This is a genomic window from Sellimonas sp. (assembly GCF_047234585.1).
GTDB lineage: Bacteria > Bacillota > Clostridia > Lachnospirales > Lachnospiraceae > Sellimonas > Sellimonas caecigallum.
In genome coordinates this window covers 1-21,923 of record NZ_JBKSWG010000025.1, presented here as the reverse complement: position 1 = coordinate 21,923, position 21,923 = coordinate 1, and the positions used below count along the sequence as shown (strand labels likewise).

Genomic DNA, 21,923 nt, shown 5'->3' with positions numbered 1-21,923 from the left:
TCACGGCTTTCTAACATATCCTTGGAATGATATTATCAATTACAGACAGATCAATGGTCTTGAAATCTTCTGCCACCTTGTCCTGATATTTTTCCGGCGTCGGTGCAATCTCCTGCCACTGCCGGAAAGTTTCGATACACTTCTCGATCAGCATAATATCTTTCATATTGTCTTCTTCTCCCTTTGGATATACCACAACGGAACGATATGGGGTCTGATTCGGTTTTAAGCTGGATGCCTGCGGATGTGTCAGGAGCAGATGTCTGTCATATACATAATCCCGCACCTTGATCATCACCTCTTCGTAAGAATCCAACAGAAAAACTTTCATGCTGTCTTTATATTTTTCATAAACCCTGTCATTGTTTGTTATCAAAATTGCTTTATCTTTGTCCCACATAGCTACACGCCTCTTTTCTGTCTCTTTTTTCCGATCCTATGTACGGTAAGATCAGATATCTCTTGTTCTTTCATCTTAGCATACATGGGATAAAGGGGCAAGAGCCGCTTGATCTTAGTTTTCCCAAAACAATGTGCCGGTACTCGACAATAGTAATATCTTTTCTATTCATCTCAAAATTAAATACTATACGGAATTAATTTTCATTCTTCTGGTATGACTTGCGGATATTGTGACTTGTAGAGATATTTCTGATTGATTAATCGCTAGATATTTATAGTTTTTACCAGAGTAAACTTTCGTTGACCCACTATTATCGTAACGACTATAAATAACACTTTCTATCTCATCTATTCCAAAACTATCATAAGAACCATCAAATCCCTCAACTATAACACGTTTCTGGAAATCTGACCCTGTTTTTAAAATGTGGTAAATATGTGGTAGGCTAGTACGAAAAAAAGGGATCTGCATCACTGCAAATCCCCATTTTTCGTCATTTTCATTAGTCTTCAACTGTAATGATTTCTTTCTTATTGTAGCTTCCGCAAGCTTTGCAAACTCTGTGAGGCATCATTAAAGCGCCGCATTTGCTGCATTTTACAAGGTTCGGAGCGCTCATTTTCCAGTTTGCTCTTCTCTTGTCGCGTCTTGCTTTGGAAGTTTTATTCTTTGGACAAATTGACATCGTTACACCTCCTTAAAATTCTTAAACACATCGCGGATAACTGACATTCTCGGGTCAAGACTTGTGTCTTCACAGTCACAGGTTCCCTCGTTTAGGTTCTGACCACAAGTACTGCAAATCCCTTTGCAGTCATCCTTACACAGGACTTTTGCCGGCCATCCTATCAAAATCTCATTATAGAGTAATTTGTCGACGTCAAGATGATATCCGTCAATATAGTCTGATTCTTCTGTCTCCTCCGTCTGTTCAGCCTGATCCTTGCCAGTCACGGCATGTTTCTCGAATCTTATATCAAGAGGTACATCTACCGGTTCCAGACATCTGTCACATGGTATCACAGCGATAAAGCTGCACTCCCCTGTCACGGAAATCTCTTTTCCTTTGACGTGCTCCACCTTGATATGAACCGGACTTTTCTCTTTCAGAAAATACGGCCCACCTGGAATCTTCATTTCATCAAGTTCCAGAGGAACAGAAACATCAATCGGTTTGTGCTGTTCAGACAATACGTCTAATAGGTCAATGAACATGATTCTTCACTCCTATTCATACCTTGACTATTATACCATGTGCAGAAATTTTGTCAACAGTTTTTTTATACTAATGCTTTTGTTTCACGTGCGATAGCAAGCTCTTCATTTGTCGGAATGACATAAACCTTCACTTTTGAGTCTGCAGTAGAGATTTCTGCTGCTTCTCCTCTTGCTGCTGCGTTCTTCTCTGGATCGATCTTAATTCCGAGATATCCGAGGTATGCGCAGATTTCTTCTCTCATTGCTGTATCGTTTTCGCCGACTCCTGCCGTAAATGTGATAGCATCCACGCCATTCATGGCTGCAGTGTAGGATCCGATATATTTTACCACGCGGTATCTGTAAGCATCCAGAGCTGTTATAGCACGTTCATTTCCTTCATCCGCCGCTTTTCTCACATCACGGAAGTCTGAAGATACACCGCTCATTCCAAGAACTCCAGATTTTTTGTTGAGGATATTGAGCATCTCATTGATATCAATATTTTCATGATTGCAGATAAACTGAAGCACTGCCGGATCAATATCTCCGCTTCGTGTTCCCATGATAAGACCTTCCAGAGGAGTCAGTCCCATACTTGTATCTACACATTTTCCTCCGATGGATGCAGAGATGCTGGCTCCGTTTCCAAGATGGCAGACAATTACCTTCGCATCGTCTTTTCCAAGACATTTCAATGTCTCGCCGGATACGAACATATGGCTTGTTCCATGGAAGCCGTATCTTCTGATGCTGTATTTTTCATAATATTCATACGGAATAGCATACATAGCTGCCTTTTCCGGCATTTTCATACCGAATGCTGTGTCGAATACAGCTACGTTCGGTTTTCCAGGCATTGCTGCTTCACACGCTTCGATACCGATGAGGTTTGCCGGATTGTGAAGAGGTCCAAGGTCGAAACAATCGCGGATAACTTTCTTTACATCTTCTGTGATCAGTGTCGCATCGCTGTAGATTGTTCCTGCATGGAGTACACGGTGTCCGATCGCTGTGATCTCCTCTGTATTTTCGATCACTCCGTGTTCTTTATCCATCAGCGCCTCCAGTACAAGCTGTACTGCAACTTTGTGATCAGGCATGTCTTTTTCTACCGCATAAGATTCTTTTCCTGTCGGTTTGTGTGTCAGTTTTGATCCGTCGATCCCGATTCTCTCGCAAAGGCCTTTTGCCAATACACTCTCATTCTCCATATCGATCAGCTGATACTTTAATGAAGAACTTCCACAGTTGATAACTAAAATTTTCATTTCTTTTTTCTTCCTTTCTTATTTTTGCTGGCACTGTACTGCTGTGATAGCAACAACACCTTCGATATCTTTTGCGCTGCATCCTCTGGAAAGGTCATTGACCGGCGCTGCGATACCCTGTGTCATCGGTCCGTACGCTTCTGCTTTTGCAAGACGCTGTACGAGCTTATATCCGATATTTCCGGCATCCAGATCCGGGAAGATCAGCACGTTGGCCTTTCCTGCTACCGGGCTGTTCGGAGCTTTGGATGCTCCCACGGAAGGAACGATCGCTGCGTCTAGCTGAAGTTCTCCATCCAGCATCAGATCAGGAGCCTGTTCTTTTGCGATCTTGACTGCCTCTACTACTTTTGTGACATCATCATGCTTTGCACTTCCCATAGAAGAATGAGAAAGCATTGCCACTCTCGGCTCTGCTCCGACAAGCTGTTTGAAGCTTTCTGCTGAAGAGACAGCGATCGCTGCAAGCTCTTCTGACGTCGGATTCTGATTCAGCCCGCAATCGCCAAATACAAATGTTCCATTCTCTCCCATATCACAGTCCGGTACAACCATGATGAAAAATGCAGATACAAGCTTTGTGCCCGGTTTTGTCTTCAATATCTGAAGGCATGGACGAAGTGTGTCCGCAGTAGAGTGGCATGCCCCGGAAACCATTCCGTCTGCATCTCCCATTTTTACCATCATGACTCCATAATATGGATAATTTGTCAAAAGCAGCTCTCTTGCCTGTTCTTCTGTCATTCCCTTTTTCTGTCTCAGTTCCACCAGCTTAGCGATGTAGCTTTCTGTCTTTTCGCTTTTGGCCGGATCCACGATCTGAGCGCCGCTGATATCAAAGCTTCCTTTATTTTTTGCAACTTCTTCTTCACTTCCGATCAGAACCAGCTTTGCTGTCCCTTCTTTCAGAATGGCCTCGGCTGCTTCATACGTTCTGATGTCTTCTGTCTCCGGAAGAACGATCGTCTTGAGATCAGCCTTTGCTTTCTTCTTGATTTCATCAATAAATCCCATGATTTATAGACTCCTTTCCATTTATTCTCAGATATAATTATTATAACGTAAAGGGAAATTGTATACAAGAGATAATCTGTCTCTTTTTCAATACAATTTCCCTTTTTCGGTCTTTTTCTCTTCTTCAAATATCGAACATAACAGTCACAATAGCAAAATAGACAAGAATCGTTCCCGTATCCAGAAGTGTCGAGATCAGAGGTGTCGCCATCAGCGCAGGGTCAAGTCCCAGTCTTTTCGCTACCAGCGGCAATGTACACCCAACCACTTTCGCCATACACACAATAGCAATGATCGTAATACCGATGACACTGCCAAGTTTTATATCGTGATACATGACATAGATACGGATCGCATTTGCGACGGACAGGACAACTCCTACTATCAAAGCGATGCGGATCTCCTTAAAAATAACTTTAAAAATATCCTTAAAACGAATCTCTCCTACCGCAAGCCCCCGGATCATCAGTGTGGAACTCTGGGAACCACAGTTTCCCCCTGTCCCCATCAGCATCGGAATGAGTGTAATCAATATCGGCATGGCAGCCATGGACTTCTCATAATAAGCCAGGAGCATTCCGCTCACAGTAGCCGAAAGCATCAGAAACAAGAGCCATGGAATACGGTGTGCTGCATGCTGCCACACGGACGTCCCGAAATAAGATTCGTCGTTGGGACTGACACCGGCCATCATGCTGATGTCTTCTGTCGCCTCATCCTGCAGGACAAGCATCGCGTCGTCTACCGTGACGATCCCGACAATACACATTTCGTAGTCCACAATAGGAATGGCAACGAGTCCGTACTTTTTGATCATAGTGGCCACATCTTCCTGGTCATCGTGAGTATGTGCGTACAGGATATTCGTATCCATGATTTCCTCAATGCGCTTGCTCTCGCTGGACGTAAGAAGATCTTTGATATCCACCCATCCGATCAGTTTTCGCTGCTCTGTCACATAACAGGTATAGATCGTCTCGCGGTTGATCCCGACCTGCCGGATCTTCAAAATCGCTTCTTCCACCGTCATCTCTTTCCGGAAACTGATATAGTCCACGTTCATGACACTTCCGGCACTGTCTTCCGGGTAGCGCAAAAGCGTGTTGATCTGAGCTCTTGTCTCCTCATCAGTCGCCATCAAAAGCCTGTCCACCACATTTGCCGGAAGTTCCTCCAGAACATCCACCGTATCATCCAGATACATCTCGTCCATGACTTCCTCAAGTTCGGAATCGGTAAGGGCATTGATCAGGAATTCTCTTGTATCACTGTCCATATAAGTAAATGTCTCTGCAGCCTCTTCCTTTGCAAGCAGACGGAAAATCAGCACGATCTGCCTTTTATCCACCTCTTCTAAAAGAGCTGCAATATCAACGGGATACATACCGGAAAGCTCTTCTTTCAATTCTTTAAATTCTCTCTCTTCCAACATTTTCAGAATTTTTTCCAATTCCATCTTTCTTTGTATCCCCCTTTCTGCTTTGACCATACTACCATTTTATAGTATAATCATTTCGAGGAGGATATACAAGAACATTATGAAATTAGTTGGTTTGATCACAGAGTACAATCCATTCCACAATGGACATGAATATCATATAAGGAAAGCAAAAGAAGTGACTGGAGCAGATGCAGTTGTAGTAGTGATGAGCGGCAATTTTGTCCAAAGGGGAACCCCGGCCATCATGCCAAAACACCTTCGTGCCAAGGTTGCGTTAAAATCAGGTGTATCCCTCGTTCTCGAACTTCCTGTCTGCTTTGCAACAGGAAGTGCAGAATATTTTGCCCGTGGGGCCGTCGCTCTCCTTGACAGTCTGGGATGTATCGACTCCATCTGTTTCGGGAGTGAATGCGGAGATCTTTCGCTCCTTTGGAAAATTGCCCATATCCTGGAAGAAGAACCGGAAAAATACAGAAAATCTCTTCAGGATCATCTGCGAAATGGACTTTCTTTTCCAGCCGCCAGAGAAAAAGCTTTGTATGCTTACCTGGAAGACCCTTCCCTAGCATCGATCCTTTCAAGTCCCAACAATACGCTGGGTATCGAATACTTAAAGGCTATCATCCGGTCGAAAAGTTCTATGAAAGCTTACACGATCAAAAGAAAGGACGCTTCGTATCACTCGGAAGATCTGGAAACTCCGGGAAATTTAAGTTCTGCTACCGCGATCCGAAAGCTGCTTCTTTATTCCGGGAATTCTTTCCGTACGAACGATGAGGAGCCTTACGATGAGCCGAAGCTCTCTTCCATCCTGGCACGCCTGGAGGATCATGTACCGGCAGAATGCATCTCGCTCCTGGAGAGGACACATCTTACCCGCTATCCGGTGTATGCAAATGACTTTTCCCTGCTTCTGAAATATTGTCTCATGAGGGAGACAAGGGGTACGTTAACCCGCTACGCGGACGTGTCGGAGGAACTGGCAAACCGGATCATGAAACATGCAAACAGTTATTTAAACTTTGACCAGTTTTGTGATCTTTTAAAAACAAAGGAAATCACATATTCCCGCATCAGCCGGGCACTTTTGCACATTCTTCTCGGCATCAGAAAAAGCCACCTGCAAACTCTCGGAGAAAACGACCCTGTTCCTTACGCAAGAATGCTTGGATTTGTGAAGAAGGATAAAGAGATTTTATCCCAAATTAAGACCGCTTCCTCCATCCCGCTTCTCCCAAAACTTACGGAGATGGATACACTGTCGGATGCCGGGCAGCGCATGCTGCATCTCGACATATTCGCGTCCAATCTCTACGAGTCTGTCATCACAAACAAATTCAAGACTCCCTTTTGCAATGAGTACAATCATCCACTTGAGATCGTATAACAAAACAAGCTGTGAAAAAATGATTTTTTCATTCTTTCACAGCTTATGCTTATTCTTCCAACACCCTTGTGCACGCAATAGCCATAGCGCCAGGACCTGTATGACAGGCAATGCTGAGTGCCAGTGGATCCATATCTACATCATACTGCGGAAAACGGTCTTCAATCTCTTCTTTCCAGAGTTGTGCCTCTTCGTTCGTACATGTATATGCAACCTGCAGATAGATTCTCTGATTATGGAAACGATGCAGCATATCCCTTTCCATCGCATCCAGCATCGTCTTTTTCGCCTGTTTCCACCCTCTCACTTTGGCGTAAGCATCCAGTTTTTCTCCCTGGATCTGAAGGACTGGTTTTAAATTCAGCACTGTTCCAACAGCTGCTGCGGCTGGTGTGATGCGTCCTCCTTTTTTCAGGTATTTCAATGTATCCACAGTAATATAGATACTGGACTCTTTTCCGGTGCGTTCCAGGATTTCCTTAATCTGCGCTGCACTTTTTCCTTTCTTTGCAAGCTCTACCGCATCTTTTACAGACTGTTTCTGTGTGACAGAAATCCGCTGATTGTTTACAACCTGCACTTTGCCGTCATAATCTTCCGAAAGCAAGATGGCGGTCTCACAGGAGCTGCTCAGACCGCTGGACATCGGGATGTATACGATCTCATCATATTCTTCCAGATACTTGTCCCAAAGTGCCATCACATTTCCTGGCGCTGGCTGAGATGTCTTGATGTCGCTTCCTCCTTTTTGCTTTTCGTAGAAAGTATCTCGCGAAAGAGTTACCCCTTCAAAAAACTCTTCCTCATCGATGAAAAACGGCATAGGAAGCACGCCAACCCCTATTTTTTCCGCTTCTTCCTGCGTGATGCCGCTATTACTGTCCGTCAAAACTGCGACTTTACTCATTCCATTTCCCCTCTTTCTGTTCTTTCAAATATGAGACGGCAGTATCAGACAGACACAGCCTGGGACAATCGATCTCTTCTCGCCACCATGATAGGGATATCTTCCCCTTTATATGGATTTTCCCCAAGCGTTACTTCCAGTTTAACCGTCTCGTATGCCAATTCCTCGTAGTTGTTTTCCTTACTCAAATGTCCAAGAATCACTTGTTTCAAATTATCATGTAGTATAGCACAGAGCAGTCTTCCTGACAATTCATTTGACAAATGTCCTTTATTTCCCATCACACGCTGCTTCAGATAATACGGATATCCACCCACTTCCAGCATATGGATGTCATGGTTTGCCTCCAAAAGCACCGCATCCAAATTACTGAGATTCCGAATGATATATTCATCGTATATTCCAAGATCAGTTGCAACAGCTACCGCTTTGCCTTTTTCCTCAAACCTAAATCCCGTCGGCTCATTTGCATCGTGGGAAATGCGGAACGGCCGAATCATCGTATCCTTCATAGCAAAGGGTTCATCTGCCCGGATTTCATTCAGAAGCCCTTCCGGCATTTTTCCTAGTCCACTGTAATTTTGTATTCCCCGAATGGTTCCCGGCGTGGCATAGATTGGGATCCCGTATTTCCTGCTGAAAACACCAAGCCCCTGGATATGATCCACATGTTCGTGGGTAATAAAAATCCCGTCCAGCTCTTCTCCTTTTACATCCAGCTCTTTTAAACCTTCTTCTATCCTTTTTTTACTGATTCCTGTGTCCACAAGAAAATTGGTATGTTCGCCTCCGATATATGTACAATTCCCGCTGCTTCCGCTTGCGATACTGCAAATTCTCATCGTGTTTCGTCTCTCCCGCTATTTTTCATTTCTTCCCATTGTAACGCTTTTTTGATCTGGATGCAAGTCTCTTCCATATCCCCGCTGTTGTCCACCGTAACATGGCAATGTGTCCGAAATTCTTCCTCAGATTTTTGACTTTTTAAGATGCCGTCTATCCGTTCGTCTGAGTATCCTCTTGTCTCTTTGAGTCTTCTCCTTCGCACATCTTCATCTGCATAAATATACCACAGTTCATCACAAATCTCATCGTAGTGATCTTCAATCAAGAGAGCGGCCTCTATCACAAAAAGCTCTGTCCCTTTTCCTTTTTCTTCCCGGATCCGCATTTGGATGCGATCCTTCACTGCCGGGTGGACGATGGCATTTAACTTTTCGAGACTAACTCTATCTCCAAAGACAATGCTCCCCAGTCTTTTCCGGTCAATGGTACCGTCCGCCGAAAGAATCGAATTTCCAAACTGTGCCACAATCCGGCTGTAACACTCTTCTCCCGGCTCTTCCAGTTCATGGGCGGTTTTGTCTGCCTGGCAGACCACTGCCCCACAGTATTTTTCCATATAAGAGAGGACGGTGCTTTTCCCCGCACCTACCCCTCCGGTAATACCAATGATCCTCATGATATTTTCATCCTTACTTCGCTTCATACCAGCTGCTTCCCTGGCTCATGTCCGCGATCAGCGGTACCCTCAGATCAGCTGCATGTTCCATTTCCTCTTTTAAAATCTGCTTCACGATCTCGACTTCTTCCTTTTTCGTCTCGATCAAAAGCTCATCGTGTACCTGGATCACAATCCTGGATTTCAGCCCACGGCTGCGCAATGCCCGTCCTACCCGGATCATGGCAATCTTCATGATATCTGCTGCCGCCCCCTGGATAGGCGAATTCATAGCAACCCTCTCTCCAAAGCTGCGCTGCATGAAATTGCTGGAAGACAATTCCGGTATCGGCCTGCGCCTTCCAAACATTGTTTTTACATAGCCATTTTCCTTGCCAAAAGCAACTTCTCCGTCCAGGTATGCTTTCACACCCGGATAAGTCTCAAAGTACCGATCAATATATTCCCCGGCTTCTTTTCTCGTAATACTCAGATCCTGGCTCAGTCCAAAAGAACTGATTCCGTAGACAATTCCGAAATTTACCGCTTTGGCATTTCTCCTCTGTAAGTCCGTGACTTCCTCAAACGGTGTGTGAAATACTTGCGACGCTGTGATCCGGTGGATATCCTGTGCCTCCTGATATGCATGGATCAGCGCTTCATCCCCGGAGCAGTGTGCCAGAATACGCAGTTCGATCTGGGAATAATCAGCGTCTACAAATACATAACCTTCTTCCGGTATAAAAACTTTTCGGATCAATCTTCCAAGTTCCATACGGATCGGAATGTTCTGAAGGTTTGGTTCTGTACTGCTGATCCGCCCTGTGGCAGTCACTGTTTGGTTGAATGTCCCGTGGATCCTTCCGTCGTCCGATATAAAATTGGCAAGTCCGTCTGCATAAGTGGACTTCAGTTTCGCAAGCTGTCGGTATTCCAGAATCTTCGATACGATCGGGTAATCAGGCGCCAGTTTTTCCAAGATATCAGCTGCCGTAGAATATCCGGTCTTTGTCTTTTTTCCGTGCGGAAGCTCCAGATGCTCAAAAAGCACAACCCCAAGCTGTTTCGGAGAATTGATGTTAAACGTCTCTTGGGCCAGATCGTATATTTCCTTTTCCAGCTCTTCTATTTTATCTCCCAGTTCCGAACCGTACATTTTCAGCTGATCTGCCGCAATCCTTACACCAGCTTTTTCCATGTCTGAAAGGGTAAATACGAGCGGCATCTCGATCTCGTCAAACAACGCCTCCATCTCATATTCCCGAAGTTTTTCTCTTAGCACTTTTTCCGCCCGGAACATAGTATATGCTTCATAACATGTCTTTTTCTCCGCCGGAAGTTTCTCATCGATATTCAGATCCAGGTATTCATGGGCAATGTCCTCTGTCTCATAGGCGCTTTTCAGAGGATTTAACAGGTACGCTGCCACATGGACATCAAACATGTTTTCCGGCTTTCGGATCTGAATCTGTTTCATGGCCGCTTTCACATCAAACATGGAAATAACTGTACGGGATTCAGTGAGAGCCATTACTTTCTCCAGAAGATATGTTTCTGTCATTGTGCCGGATGTCCGAATGTTGTAGATGTGGTCTTCCCCAAAGGCAACTCCGATTCCGGAAATCCCCGCCTGATCTTTGAAAAGCGGAAGAACATTTTCTGTGTCTTTCTCAAATGCGATTCCCACGCAAAGAGCATCTGCAGCCTTTTTAAAGACTGCTTCTGCCTCCTCTTCTTTTGTGATCTCCCGGAACTGATCTTCAATCTGATTTGCCGGGCTCTCCACATCAAAACGTCCAAGCAGATTTTTAAACTGCAGTCTCTGGAAATATTCGTAGGCTTCTTGCGTGTACAGATTTCCTATCTTTCCTTCTGAAAACTCATAAGGGAAATCCGCATCCACGTTGATAGTCGCAAGTACCTTGCTCATCTGAGCCATATCATAGTGTTCTTTCAAAGCCTTTGCGGCCCGCGGCGGTTTGAGTTCTTCCACATGACTATACGCATTTTCAATGGATCCATATTCCACAATGATCTTTGTGGCCGTTTTCTCGCCAATACTTGGCACCCCAGGAATATTGTCCGAGCTGTCTCCCATCAATGCTTTGACATCAATAAACTCCTGCGGCGTTACCTGGTATTTCTCTTTGACATCCGCTGCAAGATAGTCCTCTACCTCTGTCCGGCCTTGCTTTGTCTTTGGAATACGAATCTTTACTTTTTCTGTGGCAAGCTGCAGAAGATCCCGGTCTCCGGACAAAACGACCACATTCATGCCTTCCTCCTCGCCACGTTTCGAAAGTGTGCCGATCAGGTCATCTGCTTCAAGCCCGGCCTGCTCTACGATTCGGATGCCCATTGCCTGAAGGACTTCCTTCATGACCGGAACCTGCTGGCGCAGTTCTTCAGCCATCGGCTTTCTCGTCCCTTTGTAGTCTTCAAACATTTCATGACGGAAGGTCGGCGCATGGACGTCAAATGCCACTGTAAGATATTCTGGTTTTTCTTCTTCCAGCACTTTGAAAAGAATATTCAAAAATCCGTATATCGCGTTCGTGTGAAGTCCCTCCGCATTGGTCAGATCCGGGATTCCATAAAAGGCACGATTCAGAATACTGTGCCCGTCTATCAGAAGAATTTTCTGATTTTCATACTGTCTTTCATTCATTGTCATACCTCTGTTTCATTTTCAAATGTCAGTCCGGCCTTTTTCAGAACTCGGAACAATACCGGAATCACGATCAGCTGGATGATGATCCCCGGGATACCGCTCACGATTCCGCTCACAAAAGCTGTTCCATTGGCAAATGGAAAATGAAGATTAAAAATATAAACTCCAACAATCAGCGAGAGGCCATAGGCAACTCTGCCAGCTACCATAGCCGGAATCAGCCTCAGATAGACCGGATACTTTCGTTCTGCCAGCACACCTGCCGTCAGGCCATAGATCGCCGTCTCAAACAACATAAAATATACTTTCGGAACAGGCGGCATCCCGGTCAGTACACTGCTTAATATTGGTACAAGAATACCAACCCCAAGGCCATATCCGCCTCCCAAAAGTACACCCGCCATCAAGATCGGCAAGTGGATTGGGAGAAACATCCCCCCGGCGCTTTGTCCAAATATGTGAAATGCCTGCGGAAGCACGATTCCGACAGCGGTCAGCACTCCGGCATATACAAGCTTCAATATTCTGGCATTTTCTGCAACCTGTCTTTGACTTTCTCTCATTTTCTCTCCTCCGTCCCCGGCGGACTGCACACCGCCTCGCTTTCGCATTTTCTCTTATTGTACTTCGTTTTATCTTTTTTTACAACGCATCTGGCATATTTCTGCCAAAAAGCAGCTACTTCTTCAAAAACAGTATATCTTGTCCGTTTGCTTTAGAAGACACCAAGGTGTTCCAATAAAATTTTAAGTCCGATCAGTATGAGGACAACTCCTCCAAAACATTCCGCTTTATTCTTGTATTTTGTCCCAAACACTGTCCCTATCTTAAGTCCCACGGCAGAGATCACAAACGTAATGCATCCGATAAAAAGAACGGCCGGTCCAATTTGCACATCCAGAAATGCGAAGGTAACCCCTACAGCCAGCGCATCGATGCTCGTTGCCACCGCAAGAGCCGTCATCTCACGGAAATCAAATCTCGCATCCATGCATTCTTCTTCCTGTCTCGATTCCCGGATCATATTTCCTCCAATAACGGCCAGAAGTATAAATGCAATCCAGTGATCCACACTTTCTATTGCTCCGCGGAAATGGCTTCCGATAAAATATCCAATAGCCGGCATCAAAGCCTGAAATCCTCCGAAATACAGCCCCACACATAATACATACTTTGGTTTCGCCTGCCCTGCTGACAACCCTTTACAGATGGATACGGCAAATGCATCCATAGCAAGGCCGACAGCAATGAAAAACAGTTCCATCAAACCCATCTTTTTTCCTCCTTTGTTTCTTTTTCTTCCTTTCGTACAGACAGATCTGGAAAAGATAGGGGACGTCTTTCGATTTCTGCAATAAAAAAGCGAGTCCTTACCCATATCAATCTCTGATACAGATAAGTCTCGTTGTTTCATTCAAAGCCAGGATCGCTCCAATATGTTGACTTTGACACACAAACGTGCCAACTACTCCCTTATGCTCCATCTTCTCCAAATCAAAACGCGCTTTACGCTGTTTTGTATTATACCGAAAAACCTTCCTCCTTTCAAGTTTTTTTACATATTATTTGTATTTTCTTATTTTTCGCGAAAATATAAAAAGCGTGTGTATGTGCATACTCTGTTTTTGTCAACAAAAAAAACTGCCGCAATATCATGCAGCAGCTTTTTATTGACAAAATATTAAAGTTTAGAATATCCGTAGCTGTTTACAAGAGCTTCTACTTTCTCTCCTGCCTTGCACATCGGACAGGCTTCCGGCGTATAAGCCTTATAGTCCGGAAGATCGGCGCTGGAAAAGATTGACTTCACTTCCATATCTGCAATCTTCGTCACAGCACTGAAGATACCTGCCACACCGCACACCTTTCCTCCATAGTACAGGACAGATTCCGCAGCTTTCAGAATCGTCTTTCCGGTCGTAATAGATGCCGCGAGAACCAACACCTGATTGTTCTCAATCATACGGATCTTATTATCCCGGAACATGATCTGTCCAAGATTGTCAAATTCCGGTGTTACTACAGAAATATTATTTCCATGGCTCATGGACATGACCGTTTCATCTGCCAGGATCTCTGCCATGAACGTACCGATCACTTCCGTTTCATCCAGACATACGATCGTGTCAATATAAGTGTGGGTATACTCCGCCGCCAGCACTTTTGCCGTCTCCCGTCCATTTCGATGTCTGGTCTTCACAGTGGACATATCAATATACGTGTTGATGTGGGAATTGCTCGTAGCAAAATGTCCTTTCAGGATCTTAATCCGGGCCTTCGGATTTTTTGAGGAACGTAAATTTGTCAACCGTTCATCCATATGGTTTGTCTCCTTTCTCATTTTTTGTTATAGACATTGTACCATACTTCTGTTTTCTGTGTAATCCCCGCATTTTTTTCCGGCACTTTTTTTGTTCTGAATTTATAGACAACAGTACACGATATTTCCATCGATCATCGTACATTGCACTTTCGCATTTGTATCGAGTCCAAGTTTCCCTTTTACGAGAATGATATCTGCGTCTTTTCCTTCTTCCAGCGTTCCGATCCGATCTTCCACCCCAAGGATCCTGGCCGGATTGACTGTTACCATCCGCATTGCCCGTTCCTGGGAAACACCTTCCCGGACTGCCTCTCCTATATGATGATAGAGGGATTCTTCACTGAGAATCGGCGAATCGGTAATGATCGCCACATTGACTCCTCTGTCATCCAGCATCTTCACTGCCTCCACATCAATCTTTCTTCGCTCGCCTACACAACGATATGTCGCAATCGGTCCATAGCAGACATCACAGCCGCTCTCCACAATCTCATCAATATAATCCGTAGCGCCCCAGGCATGTTCCAGCGAGAATCGAACACCGAATGCTTTCGCCACCTCGATGGCTGTAAGCATATCGTACTGTGTACAGTGGATTTTACACGGAATCTCTCCTTTCAGAGCAAGGCACAGAGCCTCCATGTCTGCATTATATGGCGGATTTTTCCCATTTTCCTGATCTTCCATATACGTTTTTGCTTTTCGGAACGTATCCCAAAGTACCTTTGCGACTCCCATCCGCGTCATTGGCAGCTGATCCCTGTCTCCATATGTATTTTTCGGGTTCCCGCCAAGGGCAATCTTAACCGCGCACGGCGCTTTGATGGACATATCAAACGCATTATCCCCGTATGTTTTCATGGCAAACGGAAGACCGCAGAACACATTTCCGCTGCCCGGCGTGAGAAGCATGGTCGTGATGCCATGTTCATAAGCCACTTTGAATTCACGTGCTTTTGGGTTTACCCCGTACCGCGCATCGATGGACAGCGTGACCGGATCCGTCGTCTCATTTGCCTCATCCACAGAAGTCTCCGAATTAAAGTCAAACATTCCGATGTGGGAATGCGCATCGATAAGCCCTGGCATGACACAAAGCCCGGATGCATCCATTATCCTGGCATCATCAGAAATCATTTCTTCCGGGATCCGTTCCATCACTTTTTTGATCTTTCCGTCTTCTATCAGGATTTCTCCCTGAAAGACATCCTGACCATCTTTCATTGTATAAAGCGTTCCTCCTTTGATCACTGTCTGCCTCATCAATAAAGCACCTCCCCGTTGATGATACTGTGTTTTACTTTTGCTGCATAGGTTGTAACCGGGTGTCCCGTAAATATAGAGATGTCCGCGTCTTTCCCTTCTTTCAGCGTTCCGATCCGATCCCCCAGTCCCAACATTTCCGCCGGATGTTCCGTCATCATTCTCACCACTTCTTCCGCCTCAACTCCGGCCCGGTACACTTCGATAGCAGACCACAAAAAGACTTCTCTTCCCTCGGAGAATCCCCCGCATGTGTTCGTAAAGGCAACACGGTTTCCATTTTTCACAAGCTCATTGATCTTTTCAAGATCAATGCCGTATTTTGCAATCTGTGAGCAGGAGTTGACATTTCCGAGTATCAGACCAGTCTTTTGACGCTTCATTTCTTCCAGGGCATCTCCAAACCCAAATCCGTCCACGATGCTTGCCTGCACCTTCTCCTCTTTCATCATATGAAGCAGTCCCTGGATTTCCGCCGGGGTTTCCGCTGCACAGAACACCGGCATTGTCATCTTGTCAAACACTTCGCTCACAATCTCCTGTCGTTCCTCTCTGTCTTCTATTTTGACAGTTCGTGCTTTTCGAAGCATTTCCTGGAAACTCCAGAAAATACCCATTCTCGTTTTCGGCATCTGGTTTTTGGAACCATATGTGTTTTTCACGGCGGAAGTAACGCTGCATTTCAGGGCTGCTTTCTCTTTTACGAGGCGCTCCGACATCTTCTGAGGCGCCGTCTTCACGACAGCAATCTGTCCACCCATGATATTTCCGTTTCCCGGCGCAAGCCCCACTGCCGTAATCCCGCTTTTATAGAACTCCTGTGCGTTTACCTCATCCGGATCCATGGCATATTTTACATTCATCTCCGGAGTAAAAAGCCCTGTGGACTCCTGGTTGTCCAAATGCCTGGAAGGGATCCCCATGGCCCCGATAGAGCAATGCGGATCGATGAAACCAGGAAACACTTCGCACCCTGATGCATCGATAACCTGCGCTTCCGGACAGGAAATCTCCCTCCCTATTTTTTCGATTTTCTTTCCTTTTGTGAGAATATCACATGAATCTAGAATTGTTCCGTCCCCTATATGGATTCTTCCGTTTTTGATCAGATACATTCTTTTCCCTCCTGCTTTTCTCGTCAAAGCAGGCCGGCCATATTCATGACCGACCTTTGCCTTCTATTTTTCAATGTAAACCTGTGAGAAATCAGTTGTACCATTCGTTGTAACTGGATAATTCTTCACATAGTTTTTCACATATGTCGGGGAAGCTTCCAGGTAAGTCGGCGCGATAATAGCATTTCCGACAAGAAGCGTCTCTGCTTCCAGATAGATGTTTGCCTTTTCCTGTTCATCTACCACATATTTTGCCTGTTCCAGAAGCTCTTTGAAACGTTTGGAATCTTCATTGTTCCAGCCTGTCTTATCTGCGTTAAAATATCCGTTGTCTGGCTCGAAGAGCTGGAAGAACGCACTTGGCTCATTGTAGTACGGTCCCCATCCAGCCTGTGCAATGTCATAGTCTCCAGCGTCAATCTTATCCCACATAATGTTCCATTCCATCATATCGATCTGAACAGTGATGCCAAGTTTTTCTTCCCATACCTGTTTCATCCATTCTCCGATCTTCTTGGACAGTTCATCTGTTCCGCGGCTTGCATAGCGGATTGTCACTTTAGATGTGTCTGTGTCTTTTCCAAGCTCCTTTAATCCTTCCTGGAATAAGGCTTTCGGATCTGTGTACTCTTCCTGCATAGCGGATACGAAATGATTCTTTCCGTCTACCAGTTCCGTGTAAGTGTTGTCCCCTACCTTCATTGTATCCGGCATGAGAGAATAGATCGGCTCTGATTTGCCGTCACGGAGCGTATCGACCATCTCCTGTCTGTCAAATGCGATTGAAAGAGCCTGGCGAATCTTTGTGTTGCTGAGGTATTCGTTCTTCAGGTTGAACATAAAGAATTCCGGAGCATTACTTGGAACATTGCTTTCTGTAGAGTCTCCCGATGCAGCGATTGTCTTGCCCCAGTTTGTATCAGATGTGCTGACTACATCCAGCTCTCCGTTGATGAATGCCTGTACTGCAGTAGACGGATCCTGAATCACTTTAAAATTGACTGTGTCAAGCTTCATATCGTCAGCGCCCCAGTACTGTTCATTCTTTTCAAGGATCATTTCTGTGTTCTGGCTCCAGCTTTTAATTTTGAGCGGTCCATTGTATACAGTCTTGTCTGCTGATGTTCCGTAATCTGCACCGTATTCTTCATATTTTGCCTGGTTGACCGGATAAACTGATCCTGCTACGAGGCCAAGGAAGTAGGATGCCGGGTGAACAAGTGTGATCTGAAGCGTATTTTCATCCAGCGCCTTTACTCCGATCTCATCCGGAGTCTTTCCATTATTGTAAAGCGCTTCTGAAAAGTTTGTGATTACTCCGTCAAACAGCCATGCGCTTGTCGCTGCCACAGACGGATCTGCCATTTTCTTAAAAGTAAATTCAAAGTCGTTTGCCGTCACTTTGGAACCATCGCTCCATTTTGCATCCGGATTCATATGGAAAGTATAAGTCAGTCCATCTTCACTGACATCCCAGCTCTCGGCCGCTGCCGGAACGATTTCATCTGTGTTTCCTTCCGCAGACCGGTCACGCACAAGCGGATCATAGATCATATTGTGTGCTTTGTTGTCCGGGGCTGTTGTGTTTACAAGTGGGTTGAGTCCGATAACCACACTGTTTGTGGAAATGTTCAGCACTTGTTCAGTGCTTCCGCCGGATGTCTTCTTTTCTTTCTCTTCGCCTCCGCAGCCTGCAAGAGAGCCTGCTGCAAGAGCTACTGCCATGAGACCTGCCAGCATTTTCTTTCTTAGTTTCATAATTTCTCCTCCTTTTCTTTATCCTCAAGCAGCTTTTTTCTGCTGATTGATTCTCGTCCCTCTATTTGTCCTGTAATTCACGCACTCTGTGACAGGCCACGAAATGTCCTTGCGTAATCTCTTCCAACTCCGGTGTCGCCTGTTTGCATTTTTCTGTTGCAAACCGGCATCTTGCCGCAAAACGGCATCCTGGTTTTGGATTGACCGGACTTGGGATTTCCCCCTCGATCGGAATCCTCTTTTTGCGTTTTTCCTCATCCGGATCCGGGATCGGGATCGCCGACATGAGCGCTTTTGTGTATGGGTGAAGCGGATGATCATAAAGTTCGTCGCTTTCCGCAAATTCTACCATATTGCCGAGATACATAACGCCGACCCTGTCGGAAATATGTTTGACCATTGACAAATCATGAGCAATAAACAAGTACGTCAGATTTTTCTTTTTCTGAAGTTCTATGAGCAAGTTGACTACCTGTGCCTGAATGGAGACATCTAACGCAGAAATCGGTTCATCGCAGACGATAAATTCCGGTTCGATAGCCAGTGCCCGGGCAATTCCAATTCTCTGTCTCTGTCCGCCGGAGAATTCGTGCGGGAATCTAAGCGCATGCTCCTTGTTTAATCCTACTAGCTCCAGCAGCTCATAAATCTTTTCCTGACGTTCTTTTCCTGTATACAATTTATGAATATCAATCCCTTCGCCGATGATATCCCCAACCGTCATTCTCGGATTTAATGATGAATACGGATCCTGAAAAATAATCTGGGCACGTTTTGTAAATTCTTTCTTTTCTTTTTTATTCAGGCTGTGGATATCCACTCCGTCAAATATAACCTGTCCGCCGGTAGCTTCATAAAGTCCCATGACCGTCTTACCGCATGTCGTCTTGCCGCATCCGGATTCCCCTACCAGACCAAGTGTCTCCCCCTGATAGATTTTAAAATTTACTCCGTCCACCGCTTTGAGCGTTTTATGGCGTCCCACATTGAAATATTTTTTCAGATCTTTTACCTCGATCAGTACTTTTCTCTCTTCCATGACTATCTCCCCCCTCTGATCATCGTTTCCGGGAGTCCCTTTGTGTCCGCTTTCGGATGATGCAGCCAGCAGGCACATGTCTGGGAATCACTGAACACGGTTTCTCTCGGATATTTCAGTCGGCAGATCTTCATGCCGTATTCACACCGCGGCGCAAAGGAGCAGCCTTCCGGTGGATGGATCAGATCCGGCGGTGTCCCTTTCAGGGAATACAGTGTCTCCTTGTTGTTTGTGTGAATTTTTGGCACCGAATTCAAAAGCGCTCTCGTGTACGGGTGTGTAGACCGATAGAAGATTTCATCTACATTTCCCCGCTCCACGATTTTCCCGGCATACATAACCTGAATCTTGTCAGCCACGCTTGCCACGACTCCCAGATCGTGGGTCACAAGGATGACTGCCATATTCAGTTCTTTCTGAAGGCTTCCGATCAAATCCATAATCTGCGCCTGAATTGTCACGTCCAGGGCAGTTGTCGGCTCGTCCGCAATCAGGATCTCCGGCTTACATGCCAGCGCCATGGCTATCATCGCTCTCTGGCGCATCCCCCCGGAAAATTCGAACGGATACTGTTTCATTCGCTGCGGAGCATTCGGAATTTTGACAAGTTCAAGCATCTCCAGCGCCTCTTTGTGCGCCTGCTCTTTTGACACTTTGTTATGGATCAGTATGCTTTCCGCAATCTGATCGCCAATCTTCATCGTCGGATTTAAGGAAGTCATCGGATCCTGGAAAATCATGGATATTTTACTTCCGCGGATCTCCGTCATCTTCTTCTCCGAATATCCAAGCAAATCTTCCCCGTGAAACAGGATCTGTGCTCCATTCTTTTTATCTATCATTGTATTTTGTTTTGGGAGAAGTCCCATGATCGCCTTGGATGTAACTGTTTTCCCACATCCGGATTCCCCTACGATCGCCAGTGTCTCTCCTTTTTTCAGATCAAAATCCACTCCACGCACTGCGTGTGATATTCCTGCGTATGTCTTAAAGGAAACATGCAGATTTTTTACCTCCAGTATTGTCTCGTTCATCGTGATGCCCCCCTATTTTCGAAGTTTTGGATCCAGGGCATCGGATAATCCGTCCCCGATCAGATGGAATGTCAGCATAGTCAAGACAATCAGAAGGCAAGGAAAAAACAACTGATGCGGATAGAACATCAACTGCTGCTGTCCTGCTGATGCAAGTGCGCCCCAGCTTGTCTCCGGTGGTCTTACTCCAAGTCCGATATAACTTAAAAATGCTTCGCTGAAAATGAATCCCGGAACCGACATAGTAATATCAACCATGATGATTCCCAGTGTATTAGGAAGCAGGTGTTTGATGATGATCCGCCCCGTGGAAGCGCCAAGGGCCTTGGCCGCCTGCACATAGTCCTGCTCTTTGATCTGCAGAATCTGTCCCCGGACCATACGTGCCGTTCCTACCCAGGCGGTAAGACTCATGGCAAACACCAGTGAAAACATGCTTCTTCCCATTACCATGGAAAGGATAACCACAATGATCAGATACGGCAGATTTCCGATAAACTCACAGATTCGCATGATGATATCATCCACAACTCCACCTTTGAGTCCGGCAAGCGCTCCTACCAAGGCGCCGATCACAAACATCACTACCGTACAGCAAAGTCCGATATAAATAGAAATTCTTCCTCCCACACAGACACGGGTAAACAGATCTCTTCCCATATCATCTGTTCCAAACCAGTATTCCGAGCTCGGTCCCTGATTTTTTAAAGCCGCGTCGATATACTGATAATCCTTGCCCGAGACAATCGGGCCGATAAACAGAAGTGCAATGATCAAAACAAGCAGTATCAGACCAAAAATAGCCAGCTTATTGGATCGGAATCTTCTCCAGACATCCGCCCAGTATGTAAGGGACTTTTCTCCGATGTCTTCCCCGGACAGCCCTTCCGTTCCCACACGTTCAAATAAATCTTCCGTCTCCGGGATATCTCCCATCATATTTGTGTTTTCTCTCGTCTCCATATATCTTACCTCGTCCTACTTCTTACCTTTTGCCACTCGGATTCTCGGATCTACAATTCCGTATAAAATATCAACCACGATCAAAGCGCCGACAAACAGAATTGCGAAGAAAATCGTCAGTCCAATAACCATCGTATAATCGTTATCCGATACCGCTTTCACATAGTAAAATCCAAGTCCGGGAATTGCAAACATCTTTTCCAAAATGAAGGAGCCTGCGAAGATTCCCGCAACAGCCGGTCCAATCATCGTGACAATCGGAATCATCGAATTGCGCAGCACATGTTTGCGCACGGTGCGCTTCTGGGTACACCCTTTGGCCTGTGCCGTCACGATATAATCTTCACTGATAACGGACAGCGTGCTGTTTCTCATGTATTTTGTGTAGGATGCGATACCGCCGATTGCATAGGCCGCTACCGGAAGGATATAATGCTTCAACTCTCCCCATCCGAAAACCGGTACAAGTTTCCACTTAAATGCAAGGAAGTACTGGAGCACGGCGGCAAACACGAAGCTTGGAACGCAGATAGCCAAAACGACCAGAACCCGGATGATATGATCTACCGGTTTTCCTCGGTTCAAAGCCGCTACCAACCCCAGTGAGACGCCAATAGTAACCTGGAAAAAGATGGCAAGAAGCCAATGTCATTAAGTTAAGGAAAAATAATTAGATTCTTATATTAGAAATAATAT

The 21,923-nt window shown here is 45.4% G+C and carries 22 protein-coding genes; 1 reads left to right on the top strand and 21 read right to left on the bottom strand.

All coding sequences use genetic code 11. From position 1 onward, the window contains the following. Nucleotides 1-10 precede the first annotated feature (10 nt). The 7 genes from ACLROL_RS10055 to mgtE all read right to left on the bottom strand — a co-directional run bounded on the left by ACLROL_RS10055 (nucleotide 11) and on the right by mgtE (nucleotide 5,341). Nucleotides 11-400: a GrdX family protein gene (locus ACLROL_RS10055; RefSeq protein ID WP_413067762.1), complete on the bottom strand. Its 390-nt coding sequence runs from the start codon at nucleotides 398-400 to the stop codon at nucleotides 11-13. 186 nt (nucleotides 401-586) lie between these two features. Beyond that, nucleotides 587-916, bottom strand: coding sequence for a hypothetical protein (locus tag ACLROL_RS10050; protein WP_087210642.1), 330 nt, complete (start codon nucleotides 914-916; stop codon nucleotides 587-589). Next, nucleotides 906-1,088 carry a 50S ribosomal protein L32 gene (gene rpmF / locus ACLROL_RS10045; protein ID WP_024732412.1) on the bottom strand — a complete coding sequence of 61 codons (183 nt, stop codon included), beginning with the start codon at nucleotides 1,086-1,088 and terminating at the stop codon, nucleotides 906-908. Before rpmF ends, ACLROL_RS10050 begins: the two co-directional genes overlap by 11 nt. 2 nt (nucleotides 1,089-1,090) lie before the next feature. Continuing rightward, nucleotides 1,091-1,618: a YceD family protein gene (locus ACLROL_RS10040; RefSeq protein WP_413067761.1), complete on the bottom strand. Its 528-nt coding sequence runs from the start codon at nucleotides 1,616-1,618 to the stop codon at nucleotides 1,091-1,093. A gap of 65 nt (nucleotides 1,619-1,683) precedes the next feature. Continuing rightward, nucleotides 1,684-2,871 carry an acetate kinase gene (locus tag ACLROL_RS10035; protein WP_087201406.1) on the bottom strand — a complete coding sequence of 396 codons (1,188 nt, stop codon included), beginning with the start codon at nucleotides 2,869-2,871 and terminating at the stop codon, nucleotides 1,684-1,686. An 18-nt stretch (nucleotides 2,872-2,889) separates the two neighbouring features. Then, nucleotides 2,890-3,885 carry a phosphate acetyltransferase gene (pta, locus tag ACLROL_RS10030; protein WP_087201408.1) on the bottom strand — a complete coding sequence of 332 codons (996 nt, stop codon included), beginning with the start codon at nucleotides 3,883-3,885 and terminating at the stop codon, nucleotides 2,890-2,892. A gap of 124 nt (nucleotides 3,886-4,009) precedes the next feature. Continuing rightward, nucleotides 4,010-5,341, bottom strand: a complete 1,332-nt coding sequence (gene mgtE / locus ACLROL_RS10025) for a magnesium transporter (protein ID WP_221919806.1) — start codon at nucleotides 5,339-5,341, stop codon at nucleotides 4,010-4,012. Nucleotides 5,342-5,423: 82 nt separating this feature from the next. On the opposite strand from mgtE, the gene ACLROL_RS10020 reads away from it, so the two are divergent. Next, a complete protein-coding gene (locus ACLROL_RS10020; protein ID WP_087201412.1) occupies nucleotides 5,424-6,713 on the top strand; it encodes a nucleotidyltransferase in 1,290 nt (429 codons plus the stop codon). Between the two features lie 49 nt (nucleotides 6,714-6,762). Here ACLROL_RS10020 and ACLROL_RS10015 read toward each other — a convergent pair whose 3' ends face one another. From ACLROL_RS10015 to ACLROL_RS09950, 14 genes are all read right to left on the bottom strand, one after another. Continuing rightward, nucleotides 6,763-7,620, bottom strand: a complete 858-nt coding sequence (locus ACLROL_RS10015; RefSeq protein WP_087210650.1) for a DegV family protein — start codon at nucleotides 7,618-7,620, stop codon at nucleotides 6,763-6,765. A gap of 44 nt (nucleotides 7,621-7,664) precedes the next feature. Next, a complete protein-coding gene (locus ACLROL_RS10010; RefSeq protein WP_087210653.1) occupies nucleotides 7,665-8,462 on the bottom strand; it encodes an MBL fold metallo-hydrolase in 798 nt (265 codons plus the stop codon). Then, nucleotides 8,459-9,109: a dephospho-CoA kinase gene (gene coaE / locus ACLROL_RS10005; RefSeq protein WP_287449698.1), complete on the bottom strand. Its 651-nt coding sequence runs from the start codon at nucleotides 9,107-9,109 to the stop codon at nucleotides 8,459-8,461. Before coaE ends, ACLROL_RS10010 begins: the two co-directional genes overlap by 4 nt. Continuing rightward, nucleotides 9,096-11,735 carry a DNA polymerase I gene (gene polA / locus ACLROL_RS10000; RefSeq protein WP_413067760.1) on the bottom strand — a complete coding sequence of 880 codons (2,640 nt, stop codon included), beginning with the start codon at nucleotides 11,733-11,735 and terminating at the stop codon, nucleotides 9,096-9,098. Before polA ends, coaE begins: the two co-directional genes overlap by 14 nt. Continuing rightward, the gene (locus ACLROL_RS09995; protein WP_413067759.1) at nucleotides 11,732-12,295 is read right to left on the bottom strand and encodes an ECF transporter S component; all 564 of its coding nucleotides are present in this window, start codon (nucleotides 12,293-12,295) and stop codon (nucleotides 11,732-11,734) included. The genes polA and ACLROL_RS09995 overlap by 4 nt, the downstream gene beginning before the upstream one ends. Before the next feature lie 152 nt (nucleotides 12,296-12,447). Further along, the gene (locus tag ACLROL_RS09990) at nucleotides 12,448-13,005 is read right to left on the bottom strand and encodes a manganese efflux pump MntP family protein (RefSeq protein ID WP_221919810.1); all 558 of its coding nucleotides are present in this window, start codon (nucleotides 13,003-13,005) and stop codon (nucleotides 12,448-12,450) included. 408 nt (nucleotides 13,006-13,413) lie between these two features. Beyond that, entirely contained in the window at nucleotides 13,414-14,052 is a 639-nt protein-coding gene (locus tag ACLROL_RS09985) for an orotate phosphoribosyltransferase (protein ID WP_221919812.1), read from the bottom strand. A 102-nt stretch (nucleotides 14,053-14,154) separates the two neighbouring features. Continuing rightward, entirely contained in the window at nucleotides 14,155-15,318 is a 1,164-nt protein-coding gene (locus ACLROL_RS09980; RefSeq protein WP_413067758.1) for an amidohydrolase family protein, read from the bottom strand. Then, the gene (locus tag ACLROL_RS09975) at nucleotides 15,318-16,433 is read right to left on the bottom strand and encodes an amidohydrolase family protein (protein ID WP_287448570.1); all 1,116 of its coding nucleotides are present in this window, start codon (nucleotides 16,431-16,433) and stop codon (nucleotides 15,318-15,320) included. Before ACLROL_RS09975 ends, ACLROL_RS09980 begins: the two co-directional genes overlap by 1 nt. A 63-nt stretch (nucleotides 16,434-16,496) precedes the next feature. Beyond that, nucleotides 16,497-18,191, bottom strand: a complete 1,695-nt coding sequence (locus ACLROL_RS09970) for a peptide ABC transporter substrate-binding protein (RefSeq protein WP_413067757.1) — start codon at nucleotides 18,189-18,191, stop codon at nucleotides 16,497-16,499. A 61-nt stretch (nucleotides 18,192-18,252) separates the two neighbouring features. Then, the gene (locus ACLROL_RS09965) at nucleotides 18,253-19,230 is read right to left on the bottom strand and encodes an ABC transporter ATP-binding protein (RefSeq protein ID WP_087201433.1); all 978 of its coding nucleotides are present in this window, start codon (nucleotides 19,228-19,230) and stop codon (nucleotides 18,253-18,255) included. A gap of 2 nt (nucleotides 19,231-19,232) precedes the next feature. Continuing rightward, the gene (locus tag ACLROL_RS09960; RefSeq protein WP_087201435.1) at nucleotides 19,233-20,264 is read right to left on the bottom strand and encodes an ABC transporter ATP-binding protein; all 1,032 of its coding nucleotides are present in this window, start codon (nucleotides 20,262-20,264) and stop codon (nucleotides 19,233-19,235) included. Nucleotides 20,265-20,276: 12 nt separating this feature from the next. After that, on the bottom strand, nucleotides 20,277-21,227 hold the full coding sequence (locus ACLROL_RS09955) for an ABC transporter permease (protein WP_330620398.1): 951 nt from the start codon (nucleotides 21,225-21,227) through the stop codon (nucleotides 20,277-20,279). 15 nt (nucleotides 21,228-21,242) lie between these two features. Continuing rightward, the gene (locus ACLROL_RS09950; RefSeq protein ID WP_413067766.1) at nucleotides 21,243-21,830 is read right to left on the bottom strand and encodes an ABC transporter permease; all 588 of its coding nucleotides are present in this window, start codon (nucleotides 21,828-21,830) and stop codon (nucleotides 21,243-21,245) included. Nucleotides 21,831-21,923 lie beyond the last annotated feature (93 nt).

Bases quoted from the DNA above. Each gene is read 5' to 3' on its own strand.
- ACLROL_RS09995 (WP_413067759.1), bottom strand. From the start codon at position 12,295: ATGAGAGAAAGTCAAAGACAGGTTGCAGAAAATGCCAGAATATTGAAG.
- polA (WP_413067760.1), bottom strand. From the start codon at position 11,735: ATGACAATGAATGAAAGACAGTATGAAAATCAGAAAATTCTTCTGATA.
- mgtE (WP_221919806.1), bottom strand. From the start codon at position 5,341: ATGGAATTGGAAAAAATTCTGAAAATGTTGGAAGAGAGAGAATTTAAA.
- ACLROL_RS09960 (WP_087201435.1), bottom strand. From the start codon at position 20,264: ATGAACGAGACAATACTGGAGGTAAAAAATCTGCATGTTTCCTTTAAG.
- coaE (WP_287449698.1), bottom strand. From the start codon at position 9,109: ATGAAGCGAAGTAAGGATGAAAATATCATGAGGATCATTGGTATTACC.
- ACLROL_RS10055 (WP_413067762.1), bottom strand. From the start codon at position 400: ATGTGGGACAAAGATAAAGCAATTTTGATAACAAACAATGACAGGGTT.
- rpmF (WP_024732412.1), bottom strand. From the start codon at position 1,088: ATGTCAATTTGTCCAAAGAATAAAACTTCCAAAGCAAGACGCGACAAG.
- ACLROL_RS09975 (WP_287448570.1), bottom strand. From the start codon at position 16,433: ATGTATCTGATCAAAAACGGAAGAATCCATATAGGGGACGGAACAATT.
- ACLROL_RS09965 (WP_087201433.1), bottom strand. From the start codon at position 19,230: ATGGAAGAGAGAAAAGTACTGATCGAGGTAAAAGATCTGAAAAAATAT.
- ACLROL_RS09990 (WP_221919810.1), bottom strand. From the start codon at position 13,005: ATGGGTTTGATGGAACTGTTTTTCATTGCTGTCGGCCTTGCTATGGAT.
- ACLROL_RS09970 (WP_413067757.1), bottom strand. From the start codon at position 18,191: ATGAAACTAAGAAAGAAAATGCTGGCAGGTCTCATGGCAGTAGCTCTT.
- ACLROL_RS09980 (WP_413067758.1), bottom strand. From the start codon at position 15,318: ATGAGGCAGACAGTGATCAAAGGAGGAACGCTTTATACAATGAAAGAT.
- ACLROL_RS10010 (WP_087210653.1), bottom strand. From the start codon at position 8,462: ATGAGAATTTGCAGTATCGCAAGCGGAAGCAGCGGGAATTGTACATAT.
- ACLROL_RS10035 (WP_087201406.1), bottom strand. From the start codon at position 2,871: ATGAAAATTTTAGTTATCAACTGTGGAAGTTCTTCATTAAAGTATCAG.
- ACLROL_RS10020 (WP_087201412.1), top strand. From the start codon at position 5,424: ATGAAATTAGTTGGTTTGATCACAGAGTACAATCCATTCCACAATGGA.
- ACLROL_RS10015 (WP_087210650.1), bottom strand. From the start codon at position 7,620: ATGAGTAAAGTCGCAGTTTTGACGGACAGTAATAGCGGCATCACGCAG.
- ACLROL_RS10040 (WP_413067761.1), bottom strand. From the start codon at position 1,618: ATGTTCATTGACCTATTAGACGTATTGTCTGAACAGCACAAACCGATT.
- ACLROL_RS09985 (WP_221919812.1), bottom strand. From the start codon at position 14,052: ATGGATGAACGGTTGACAAATTTACGTTCCTCAAAAAATCCGAAGGCC.
- pta (WP_087201408.1), bottom strand. From the start codon at position 3,885: ATGGGATTTATTGATGAAATCAAGAAGAAAGCAAAGGCTGATCTCAAG.
- ACLROL_RS09955 (WP_330620398.1), bottom strand. From the start codon at position 21,227: ATGGAGACGAGAGAAAACACAAATATGATGGGAGATATCCCGGAGACG.